Origin of the sequence: Finegoldia magna (assembly GCF_003182075.1) — a bacterium.
GTDB lineage: Bacteria > Bacillota > Clostridia > Tissierellales > Peptoniphilaceae > Finegoldia > Finegoldia magna.
The window spans coordinates 61,133-72,013 of sequence record NZ_QGTH01000009.1; the positions used below are offsets into that span (position 1 = coordinate 61,133).

At 33.9% G+C, this 10,881-nt stretch carries 21 protein-coding genes; 20 read left to right on the top strand and 1 reads right to left on the bottom strand.

Going from position 1 to position 10,881, the window contains the following annotated elements:
- Positions 1-17 precede the first annotated feature (17 nt).
- The 20 genes from rplX (at position 18) to DES33_RS05270 (ending at position 10,491) form a co-directional block, all read left to right on the top strand.
- The gene (gene rplX, locus DES33_RS05175; protein WP_002841124.1) at positions 18-326 is read left to right on the top strand and encodes a 50S ribosomal protein L24; all 309 of its coding nucleotides are present in this window, start codon (positions 18-20) and stop codon (positions 324-326) included.
- 18 nt (positions 327-344) lie between these two features.
- Positions 345-887, top strand: a complete 543-nt coding sequence (gene rplE / locus DES33_RS05180) for a 50S ribosomal protein L5 (protein ID WP_002836122.1) — start codon at positions 345-347, stop codon at positions 885-887.
- Between the two features lie 12 nt (positions 888-899).
- Entirely contained in the window at positions 900-1,085 is a 186-nt protein-coding gene (locus DES33_RS05185) for a type Z 30S ribosomal protein S14 (RefSeq protein ID WP_110058300.1), read from the top strand.
- A 21-nt stretch (positions 1,086-1,106) separates the two neighbouring features.
- Positions 1,107-1,502: a 30S ribosomal protein S8 gene (gene rpsH / locus DES33_RS05190; protein ID WP_002836125.1), complete on the top strand. Its 396-nt coding sequence runs from the start codon at positions 1,107-1,109 to the stop codon at positions 1,500-1,502.
- Positions 1,503-1,528: 26 nt separating this feature from the next.
- Complete coding sequence (rplF, locus tag DES33_RS05195) at positions 1,529-2,068, top strand: 50S ribosomal protein L6 (RefSeq protein ID WP_094205165.1); 540 nt, start codon at positions 1,529-1,531, stop codon at positions 2,066-2,068.
- Positions 2,069-2,082: 14 nt separating this feature from the next.
- Entirely contained in the window at positions 2,083-2,445 is a 363-nt protein-coding gene (gene rplR, locus DES33_RS05200; RefSeq protein ID WP_094208005.1) for a 50S ribosomal protein L18, read from the top strand.
- Between the two features lie 20 nt (positions 2,446-2,465).
- Positions 2,466-2,972 (top strand): 30S ribosomal protein S5, encoded by a 507-nt coding sequence (gene rpsE / locus DES33_RS05205; protein ID WP_002837356.1) that lies wholly within the window; start codon positions 2,466-2,468, stop codon positions 2,970-2,972.
- A gap of 13 nt (positions 2,973-2,985) precedes the next feature.
- Positions 2,986-3,168, top strand: a complete 183-nt coding sequence (gene rpmD, locus DES33_RS05210) for a 50S ribosomal protein L30 (protein ID WP_002836132.1) — start codon at positions 2,986-2,988, stop codon at positions 3,166-3,168.
- 11 nt (positions 3,169-3,179) lie between these two features.
- Positions 3,180-3,629: a 50S ribosomal protein L15 gene (gene rplO, locus DES33_RS05215; protein ID WP_002836133.1), complete on the top strand. Its 450-nt coding sequence runs from the start codon at positions 3,180-3,182 to the stop codon at positions 3,627-3,629.
- Position 3,630: 1 nt separating this feature from the next.
- Entirely contained in the window at positions 3,631-4,905 is a 1,275-nt protein-coding gene (secY, locus tag DES33_RS05220) for a preprotein translocase subunit SecY (RefSeq protein WP_002836134.1), read from the top strand.
- Between the two features lie 10 nt (positions 4,906-4,915).
- Positions 4,916-5,563, top strand: a complete 648-nt coding sequence (locus DES33_RS05225; RefSeq protein WP_002841116.1) for an adenylate kinase — start codon at positions 4,916-4,918, stop codon at positions 5,561-5,563.
- A 5-nt stretch (positions 5,564-5,568) separates the two neighbouring features.
- A complete protein-coding gene (locus tag DES33_RS05230) occupies positions 5,569-5,853 on the top strand; it encodes a KOW domain-containing RNA-binding protein (protein ID WP_002841110.1) in 285 nt (94 codons plus the stop codon).
- On the top strand, positions 5,834-6,049 hold the full coding sequence (gene infA, locus DES33_RS05235; protein WP_094208007.1) for a translation initiation factor IF-1: 216 nt from the start codon (positions 5,834-5,836) through the stop codon (positions 6,047-6,049). Before DES33_RS05230 ends, infA begins: the two co-directional genes overlap by 20 nt.
- 14 nt (positions 6,050-6,063) lie before the next feature.
- On the top strand, positions 6,064-6,177 hold the full coding sequence (gene rpmJ, locus DES33_RS05240) for a 50S ribosomal protein L36 (protein WP_002836138.1): 114 nt from the start codon (positions 6,064-6,066) through the stop codon (positions 6,175-6,177).
- Positions 6,178-6,189: 12 nt separating this feature from the next.
- Entirely contained in the window at positions 6,190-6,540 is a 351-nt protein-coding gene (gene rpsM, locus DES33_RS05245; protein WP_002841105.1) for a 30S ribosomal protein S13, read from the top strand.
- 15 nt (positions 6,541-6,555) lie between these two features.
- Entirely contained in the window at positions 6,556-6,963 is a 408-nt protein-coding gene (gene rpsK, locus DES33_RS05250) for a 30S ribosomal protein S11 (RefSeq protein ID WP_002836140.1), read from the top strand.
- Between the two features lie 55 nt (positions 6,964-7,018).
- Positions 7,019-7,972: a DNA-directed RNA polymerase subunit alpha gene (locus tag DES33_RS05255; protein ID WP_110058301.1), complete on the top strand. Its 954-nt coding sequence runs from the start codon at positions 7,019-7,021 to the stop codon at positions 7,970-7,972.
- 13 nt (positions 7,973-7,985) lie between these two features.
- Entirely contained in the window at positions 7,986-8,381 is a 396-nt protein-coding gene (gene rplQ / locus DES33_RS05260; protein WP_094202429.1) for a 50S ribosomal protein L17, read from the top strand.
- A 174-nt stretch (positions 8,382-8,555) separates the two neighbouring features.
- Positions 8,556-9,152, top strand: a complete 597-nt coding sequence (gene rpsD, locus DES33_RS05265; protein WP_094205171.1) for a 30S ribosomal protein S4 — start codon at positions 8,556-8,558, stop codon at positions 9,150-9,152.
- Between the two features lie 103 nt (positions 9,153-9,255).
- Positions 9,256-10,491 (top strand): peptidoglycan binding domain-containing protein, encoded by a 1,236-nt coding sequence (locus tag DES33_RS05270; protein ID WP_110058302.1) that lies wholly within the window; start codon positions 9,256-9,258, stop codon positions 10,489-10,491.
- 195 nt (positions 10,492-10,686) lie between these two features.
- On the opposite strand, the gene DES33_RS09695 is transcribed toward DES33_RS05270, so the two are convergent.
- On the bottom strand, positions 10,687-10,881 hold a 195-nt coding region (locus DES33_RS09695; protein WP_211305674.1), incomplete at its 5' end, for a hypothetical protein.

Consider the following 10,881-nt stretch of genomic DNA (forward strand, 5'->3'; position numbering starts at 1 on the left):
TGGAGGTGTAAAGAGATATGAAGATTAAAAATGGAGATACTGTAATAGTTATTTCTGGTAAGGACAAAGGAAAGACTGGAAATGTTATTGAAGTATTAGCCAAACAAAATAAAGTGGTAGTAGAAGGAGTTAACATAGTTACTAAACACCAAAAAGCTAACGGACGTGGTGTTGAAAGTGGACTAATCAAAAAAGAAGCTCCTATTGATGTTTCAAACGTAATGTATTATGATGCTAAAAACAAGAAAGGCACAAGATTAGGTTACAAGTTTGAAGACGGTAAGAAAGTTAGATTTATGAAATCTAACAACGAAACTATTAAGTAACATAAGGAGGGTATAAACTTGACTTCCAGATTAAAAGAAAAATATACAAATGAAGTTGTTCCTTTCTTGGTTGAACGTTTCAAATATGAAAACATCATGCAAGTTCCAAGATTGGAAAAAATCGTGCTTAACATGGGTTTAGGTTCTTCAAAAGAAAATCCTAAAGCTATCGAAAGCGCAGTTAAAGAATTAGAAACAATTACAGGACAACACCCAATTGTAACAAAAGCAAGAAAATCTATCGCTAACTTCAAACTTAGAGAAGGAATGAATGTTGGTGTTAAAGTTACATTACGTGGTGAAAAAATGTATGATTTCTTAGATAAATTTATGAACATTTCTCTTCCACGTGTAAGAGACTTTAGAGGTATTTCTTCTAAATCATTCGATGGTAGAGGAAACTATGCTGTAGGTATCAAAGAACAATTAATATTCCCTGAAATTGAATACGATATGGTAGATCAAATTAGAGGTATGGATATTGTGGTCGTTACTACTGCAAACACTGATGAAGAAGCTAAGGAATTATTAGACAAAATGGGAATGCCATTTAAGAAATAAGGAGGAGTTTTAGTGGCTAAAAAATCAATGATCGCAAAACAAAAAAGACCTGCAAAGTTTAGCACAAGAGAATATAACAGATGCAAAATTTGTGGTAGACCTCACGGATATTTAAAGAAATATGGCATCTGCCGTATATGCTTTAGAGAATTGGCTTATAAAGGCGAAATCCCTGGCGCAAGAAAAGCAAGCTGGTAAGAAAGGAAGGAGGAAGCTTTTATGATGACTGATCCTATAGCAGATATGCTAACAAGAATAAGAAACGCAGTTAATGCGAAACATAAAGTTGTTGAAGTTCCTGCATCTAATATCAAAAAATCAATAGCACAAATTTTATTAGATGAAGGATTTATCGATGGTTTCAATGTTACTGATGACGGTAAACAAGGAATCATTACAATAGATTTAAAATATGGTCCTAACGAAGAAAAAGTAATTTCAGGTATCAAGAGAATATCTAAACCTGGACTTCGTGTCTATGCCAGAGCAAATGAAGTTCCTAAGGTTTTAGGCGGACTTGGTATTGCTATTGTCTCTACATCAAAAGGCCTTGTAACTGATAAAGTTGCTAGAAAAGAAGGTATTGGTGGAGAAGTAATTTGTTACGTATGGTAACACAAACATTATAAGGAGGTTTGACCATGTCAAGAATTGGATTAAAACCAATTGAAATTCCTAATGGCGTTGAAGTAAAAATAACTGAAGACAATTTGTGTACTGTAAAGGGACCAAAAGGTGAATTAGTTCAACAAATGCCAAAGGAAATGATTATCAAAATAGAAGATAATACAATCACAGTTTCAAGACCTTCAGACATTAAAAGACACAAATCACTTCATGGTTTAACAAGAACTCTTGTTTTTAACATGATTGAAGGTGTTACTGAAGGATATAAGAAAACTTTAATTATAGAAGGTACTGGTTACAGAGCAGCAAAACAAGGTAAAAAATTAGTGTTAAACTTGGGATATTCACACACAATTGAAAAAGAAGATCCAGAAGGAATCACAGTTGAAGTACCAGAACAACACACAATCATTGTAAGTGGTAACGACAAACAACAAGTTGGTAACTACTCTGCAAAAATCAGAGACCTTAGAGGACCTGAACCATACAAAGGTAAAGGTATCAGATATGAAAATGAACATATTAGACGTAAAGTCGGTAAAACAGGTAAGTAAGAAAGGAGTAAGGTATGTTTAAGAAAATTGATAAAAACGCAAATAGAGTTAAAAGACATTTACGTATTCGTAAGAACCTTACAGGAACTTCTGAAAAACCAAGATTATGCGTATTCAAGTCTAATACTAACATCTATGCACAATTAATCGATGATGTTAACCACAACACATTAGTAGCTGCATCAACATTAGATAAAGATTACAAAGGCGAATCAAAATCTAACATGGAAGCTGCAAAACTTGTTGGTGAATTAATCGGTAAGAGAGCTATCGACAAAGGCATTGAACAATGCGTATTTGACAGATCTGGATATTTATATCACGGAAAAGTTAAAGAATTAGCTGAAGGTGCTAGAAGCGCCGGACTTAAATTTTAGTGCAAGGGAGGTATTTAGTATTGGAACTTTTAAATAAAGAAATAGAAGGTTTAGAATTAGAAGAAAGAGTTGTAAATATTAACCGTGTAGCTAAGGTTGTTAAGGGTGGTAGAAACTTTAGATTCGCAGCCCTTGTAGTAGTTGGAGATAAAAACGGACATGTTGGTGTTGGTATTGGTAAAGCACAAGAAGTACCAGAAGCTATTAGAAAAGCTAGCCAAGATGCTAAAAAACACATCTTCACAGTTCCTATCGTAAACACAACTATTCCTCACCAAGTAACAGGAATATTTGGAGCTGGTAGAGTATTATTAAAACCAGCTGGAGAAGGTACTGGAGTTATCGCCGGAGGACCTGTTCGTGCGGTATGTGAATTAGCTGGTATCAAAGACGTTCGTTCTAAATCATTGGGAACATCAAACCCTCAAAACATTGTTAATGCAACTGTAGAAGGACTTAAATCACTTAAGACAGCTGAACAAGTAGCTAAATTAAGAGGAAAGTCTGTAGAAGAAATTTTAAAATAAGGAGGGCTTTTAAGTGAGTAAATTAAAGATCACTCTTAAAAAGAGCAAAATCGGTAGAATTGAAAAACACATTAGAACTTGTGAAGCCCTTGGACTTCATAAAATCGGACAATCAGTAATCAAAGAAGACAATGATGCAATACGTGGAATGATTAGACACATTGCATTCATGGTTGACGTAGAAGAAGTTAAGTAGGAGGTGTTATAGTGAAATTACACAACTTAAGACCTGCTAAAGGTGGAGAAGTAAAAGCAAGAAAAAGAGTTGGTAGAGGTTACGGTTCAGGATTAGGACACAATGCTGGACGCGGTAGAGACGGACAAAACTCAAGATCAGGCGGAGGCGTAAGACCAGGATTTGAAGGGGGTCAAATGCCTTTATTCAGAAGACTTCCTAAGAGAGGCTTCAAAAACCACTTCGCAAAACAATACGCTGAAATCAACATCAGAGACTTAAATTGTTTCGAAGATGGAGACGAAATAACACCAGAAATCCTAGCAAACGCAGGATTCTTTAAGCCAGTTAAGGCAAAAGACGGCGTTAAGATTTTAGGTGACGGAGAATTAACTAAGAAATTAACTATAAAAGCTAATAAATTTACTAAATCAGCTGAAGAAAAAATTACAAAAGCCGGAGGAAAGGTAGAGGTGATTTAAGATGCTTAAAACCTTGAAAGACGCATGGAAGGTTTTAGACATTCGTAAAAGAATCGGCTTTACTCTACTAATGGTTGTAGTTTTTAGATTAGGTAATGCAATACCGGTTCCTTTTATGGATAAGGCCATTATCAAACAAATAATGAGCGGTCAAGAAGGCGGAATAGTTTCTTTATTGAACCTATTAAGTGGGGGATCATTGAGACAAATGAGCATATTCGCTCTTTCGATATACCCTTACATTACCGCTTCAATCATTCTTCAACTTTTAACAGTAGCATTTCCTAGATTAGGAGAGCTTACACGTGAAGGTGAAGAAGGAAAGAAGAGAATGGGTAAATACACTAAAATCTGTAGTATAATTTTGGCATTCATTCAAGGATATGCTACAGTTAATGGTTTATTTAACAGAGCAATCGTAGACAAAAGCTTTTTAACAGGATTTGTTATACTAATAAGCTTGGTAGCAGGATCAATGTTTCTAGTATGGCTAGGAGAAATGATTACTGAAAGAGGTATCGGTAACGGAATTTCAATCTTGATTTTCTTAGGTATCATTTCAAATATGCCAAGACAAATCGGTACAATGATTTATCAATCTAGACAAGGAATGTTATCTTGGTGGAAAATATTACTTTTTGTACTAATAGCGATTATAATATTAGTAGTAGTGGTATTAATTAACCAAGGTGAAAGAAGAATTCCTGTACAATACGCTAAAAGAGTAGTAGGAAGAAAAATGTATGGTGGTCAATCAACTCATATTCCAATCAAAGTTAATATGGGTGGTGTAATGCCAGTAATCTTTGCATCAGCAATATTACAATTACCACAAACAATAGCATTATTATTTGGCAAAGACATGCCAGGATGGTTAGCCCACATATTCACAGTACAAACAACATCAGGGTTAGTAATCTTCTCAATAGTAAATATGTTATTGATTATAATATTCGCATTCTTCTACTCAGCAATTCAATTCAACACTGTTGAATACGCTAAGAACTTGCAACAATATGGCGGATTCATTATGGGAATTAGACCTGGTAAACCAACAGGCATGTATCTAAAGAAAATTTCTGATAGAGTAACATTTATAGGCGCAATCATATTAGCGTTAGTAGCATCAGCACCAATGCTAATATCAAAAGCTATAGGAATACAAATCCTATTCGGTGGTACATCAATCATCATCGTAGTAGGGGTAGTATTAGATACTGTAAAACAAATGGAAAGTATGCTAACTATGAAACACTATAAAGGATTTTTGAAATAAGGAGTTTATAATGAGATTAATATTATTAGGACCTCCGGGAGCAGGTAAAGGAACTCAAGCTAAAAGAGTAATTGAAGAATTTGATATTCCTCATATTTCAACAGGAGATATTTTCAGAAAAAATATCAAAGAAAAGACAGAACTAGGTCAAAAAGTTGAAGGCTTACTTGCAGAAGGAAAACTTGTACCTGATGAATTAACAATAGAAATAGTTTGGGACAGATTAGATCAAGAAGATTGCAAAAATGGCTTCTTACTTGACGGATTCCCAAGAACAATCCCTCAAGCCGAAGCTCTTGATGAAGGACTAGCTAAAAGAGGATTGAAACTAGACCGCGTATTAAACATAGACGTTGACAAAGATTCTCTTGTAAAAAGACTTTCAGGAAGACGTGTATGTCCTAACTGTGGTGCAAGCTATCACATTGACAACAACCCTCCAAAAGTTGAAGGAATTTGTGATGTATGCCAAACTCCAGTAATCCAAAGGGAAGATGACAAAGAACAAACTGTACTAGACAGAATCAAAGTTTACGATTCACAAACTAAACCTTTAGTAGACTTCTACAACAAACAAGATTTAGTATTCACAGTTGACGGAACTCTTCCAATAGATGAAATCACTAATAAGTTAGTAACAGAATTAAAAAAAGGTTAGAATTAATGAGCCAATACAACAAACTTGAAACAGGACAAGTTGTTTTAAGTACTTGTGGTCGTGATGTGGGCAAACTACAAATGGTTTTGGAAATTCTTGACGATTCTTATGTATTGGTAGTAGATGGAAAACAACGTAAAATCGAAAAACCAAAGAAAAAGAAGATAAAACATCTTCAAAAATACAACAAAAAGTTGCAATTAGAGAATTTAACAGATAAGAAACTAAGATATATGTTAAACAATTTAAAAAAGGAGGATCAAGACAAGGATGTCCAAAGAAGTTATTGAATTAGAAGGAACAGTAGTAGATGCTCTTCCTAATACGGTATTTAAGGTAGAACTTCAAAATGGCCATGTAATAACAGCTCATATTTCAGGCAAATTAAGAATGAATTATATAAGAATTCTTCCAGGAGACAAGGTAACGGTTGAATTATCACCATACGATTTGAATCGTGGAAGAATAACATGGAGAAAGAAATAAACGGAGGTTAAGCAATGAAAGTAAGACCATCAGTTAAAAAAATGTGCGAAAAGTGCAAGATTATAAAAAGAAAAGGTCGTGTTATGGTTATTTGCGATAACCCTAAACACAAACAAAGACAAGGTTAGTAGGAGGTATAAATGGCAAGAATTCAAGGTGTCGACTTACCAAATGACAAACGTGTAGAAATTGGACTAACTGCAATTTATGGAATAGGTAGACAATCATCAAATAAAATCTTAGCTAAATTAGGAATCAATCCTGACACAAGAGTAAAAGATTTAACAGAATCTGAATTATCTGATATCAGAAATGAATTAGACAACTATCTTACTGAAGGGGATTTACGTCGTGATGTAGCAATGAACATCAAAAGATTAAAAGAAATCAACTGCTACAGAGGATCAAGACACAAAAAAGGCCTTCCAGTAAGAGGACAACATACAAAGAACAACGCAAGAACTCGTAAGGGTCCTAGAAAACAAGCATAGAGAGGGGGAAATTAATTGGCACTAAAAACTAAAGGCGCAAAACGTAACGTTCGCGGTAAAAAAAGAGTAAAAAAGAATATTGAAAAAGGTCAAGCACACATTTCTTCTACATTCAACAACACTATGGTATGTTTAACTGACCTTAACGGTAACGTATTAAGCTGGGCTTCTGCTGGACAATTAGGATTCAGAGGATCTAGAAAATCAACTCCATACGCTGCACAACAAGCTGCTGAAGAAGCTGCTAAAAAAGCAATGGAACACGGATTAAAAACTGTTGAAGTTTATGTAAAAGGACCAGGTTCAGGAAGAGAATCTGCAATTAGAAGTTTGCAAGCTTCTGGACTTGAAGTTAGCTCTATTAAAGATGTAACTCCAATCCCTCACAACGGTTGTAGACCACCAAAGAAGAGAAGAGTATAACACATAGGCTTAATTCAGGATTTCCTGATGGGACTTGTCGAAGGAGGCTGTATTTATGACTGAACAATTAGATACTAAAATAAAAATCGTTGAATTAGATGAACAAAATAATTACGGTAAATTTGTCATAATGCCACTGGAAAGAGGATATGGAACTACTCTAGGAAACTCTCTCAGAAGAGTTTTATTATCATCATTACCAGGAGCTGCTATATCAAAGATAAATATCCAAGGTGTAGCTCATGAAATGTCTACGATTAAAGGTGTCAAAGAAGACGTACCTGAAATAATTTTGAATTTAAAAGGTATCGCTGTAAAGAAATACAATGAAGAACCTATATCATTAAATGTAGACATAAAAGGTCCATGTGTTCTAACAGCTAAGGATATTTTAGTTGATACTGATTTGGAAGTTAAAAACCCAGATCACTACATTGCAACACTAAATGAAGACGCTTCATTAGAAATGCAAATCACAGTTATCAACGGAAAAGGCTACAAAATATCTGAATTTAACAAAACAGAAGAAGATATTATAGGAGATATCGCCATTGACTCACTGTTTAGCCCTGTGAAAAAGGTTAATTTCACAGTAGATAATGCCAGAGTTGGCCAAGTAATTGATTACGATAAGCTTACAATAGAAGTGTGGACTAATGGAACAATTAGACCACAAGATGCCTTAAGCGAAGGAAGCAACATCCTAATCAATTGCCTGGAATTATTCAGTGAATTACCTAACTACGAGTGTAATACAAACAGTGACGACGAAGACAATCAAAAAGATAAAGAAACTCAAATGGGCATCAATATCGAAGAATTAGATTTCTCATTAAGATCATTCAACTGTTTGAAAAGAGCTAATATCAATACTGTAGGAGATATCGTATCTCATACAAAAGCAGAAATGATGAAGATAAAGAACTTTGGTAAAAAATCCTTAGACGAAGTTGAAGAAAAACTTCAAGAAATGGGCCTTGCATTTAAAGAAGAAATAAAAGACGAATAAAGGAGGATAGACATTGGCTAACTTAAGAAAATTAGGTAGAAGAACTGATCACAGAACAGCAATGTTAAGAAACCTAGTTCAATCATTGTTCGAAAATGGAAAAATCGAAACAACAGTTACTCGTGCAAAAGAAGTTAGAAGAGAAGCTGAAAAGATGATTACACTTGGTAAAAAAGGTGATTTGAGCTCTAGAAGAGAAGCTCTTAAATATATATACAAAAAAGACGTTGTAAACACATTGTTTGAAGAAATCGCACCAGTTTATGCTGACAGACAAGGTGGATACACTAGAATCTTAAAATTAGGACCTCGTAGAGGAGACGGTTCTGAAATGTGTATACTTGAATTAGTAGATTACACAAAAAAAGAATCCTCAAACGAAAAAGAAACAGTGAAAGCTGACAAATAGAAAATAACTAAGCATTTGCTTAGTTATTTTTTTATATCCAAGAATTTATAAAATTTATAAAATTTACAACAAAATTAGCACAAAAATTGTTGAAAAACAAACCAGTAGGTGATATAATAGCGTTGGCTTAAAAAATTATCGCGGCAAATAATTTTTTAATGGAGATGAATATTAATGGCAAGAATGATGGGACCTAGATTTAAACAATCTAGAAGATTAGGTCTTAACGTATGCGGTCACCCAAAAGCTAACAAAAGAATGGGTAAAGGACTTGGAAGAAACGACAAGAAGTTAACTGAATATGGTATGCAACTTCTTGAAAAACAAAGATTAAGAGCATATTACGGAGTAAATGAAAAACAAATGCACAAATACTTCGAAAAAGCCCTTAACAACAAAGAAGGTCTTACAACAGGGGATGTAATGGTAAGACAATTAGAAACTAGATTAGACAACCTAGTACTAAGAGCTTCATTTGCATCATCAATCAGACAAGCAAGACAAATGGTATCTCACGGTTTAATCAGAGTAAACGGTAAAAAAGTAGATATCCCTTCTTACCAAGTAGCTGAAGGATCTGTAATCGAATTGAAAGAAAAATCAAGATCAAATGAATTGTTCAAAGAAAACTACGAAACAAACTTTGCACAATCATTACCTTACATTGACAAGGAAGAAAACTTCAAAGTAACATTGACAAGACTTCCTGAAAGACAAGAAATTCCAATCGAAATTACAGACTCATTAGTAGTTGAGTTGTACTCAAGATAATCAAAAGGCGAGTAATTATACTCGCTTTTTTTATTTGCAAACATTGATATATCCTCAAATTAAAAGTACAATAATATTAATCATAAAAGAAAAGGAAAAACAAATGAAAAAACGAGTACTCATAACCACAATACTATTCTTATTCCTAGTGTATTTTAGTGCAACAACATTCTTCACATTTTACGCACTACCCAACACATACGTCAATGGTTACAACATGAGCTATGTCGAAAAATCCAAAATAGTTGACAGAAATGCAGACATCAGAACACTCACAATCAATGCTACTGATAACCGTAAACTTGTAATAGATGCAAAAGAAGTGGATTTCAACCTAAAAATACCAGAAGATTTCAAAATCGAACAAAACCCATTCTCATGGCCGTTGTCGTTTTTTGACACCAAAAAATACAACATCAATTTCGATTACACAATTGACGAAGACAAACTAAACAAAAAAATCTACCAAGCACAGCTCAATAAGAACGCCAAAAAATCGTACAACGCCTACATCAGTTACTTGGATGACGAATACACAATAATACCAGAAGAAATCGGAAACGAAATAGATACAAATAAACTAAAAGACACGATAAAAAAATCACTCCTAGAACAAAAAGAAGACATCACCCTCAAAAACGAATACATCAAACCAAAAGTCTACGCAAACGACTGGAACATCATACGCGCCAAAAACAAACTCAACAAACTCAAAGACATCGAAATAAGCTTTGATTTTAACGATACAATTCATAAACTAAAAGGCACACAACTTCACGATATGATGGACTTTGACGAAAATCAAGGATTCGTATATAAAGACAGCGAAATCGCACACTACGTAGACGATTTGAAAAAAGAAACCGACACATACAACAAACCACACACAATAAAAACAGCAGAAAACAAAACACTCACACTCAACGCAACAGACTACGGCTGGGAAATCGACAAACACAAAACGGCAGAACTCATAAAACTTACACTAGATGATGCAGAAGATAAAACAATAGAACCAGTGTATTCAAAAAAAGCGAAGTCAAGACTCAAAAACGACATTCAAGACGAATACATTGAAATTGACCAACAAAACAAAACACTCTACTACATCAATAACTACAAGATAAACAAATGTATCCCAATAAAAATCACACAACCAATCCCAAAAGGAATCTACAACATAGATAACAAAATTAAAGGCTACTCCAAAAACTATACGCTGGGATTTTACAGACACACAATATCTACAGAACAAAACTCTGACATACAAGTAAGTCCCAACCTGTTAGAAAGCATATATTATGATGTAGGAGAAAATATAGCAGTAATAGTTTATTAAAGTAAAATAAAAGTAAAAAATTTTTAAAATTCACTTGACATTATAGTGCAAACTTGATAATATATATAAGCACTCAATTGTTCGGTGAATTTTTTAATTAAATAAAAATTAAAAAAACACTTGACAAGAAAGAAATACAAGAGTATAATGTAATAGTTAGCTCACAAAACGCGAACTTCAAATAAACTTTGAAAATCACGTTTTAAAATATATTTCGTGAGTATAGAACCTTAATAAATTAAATAAAGTAAATACTTTGAGAGAAGTACAAACCAAACAATAATTCGGTGAGAATAAAAAAGCAAAAGTCAGCTGAAAAGCTAGCTTCAAACAAACATTAAATTGAGAGTTTGATCCTGGCTCAGGACGAACGCTGGCGGCGTGCTTAAC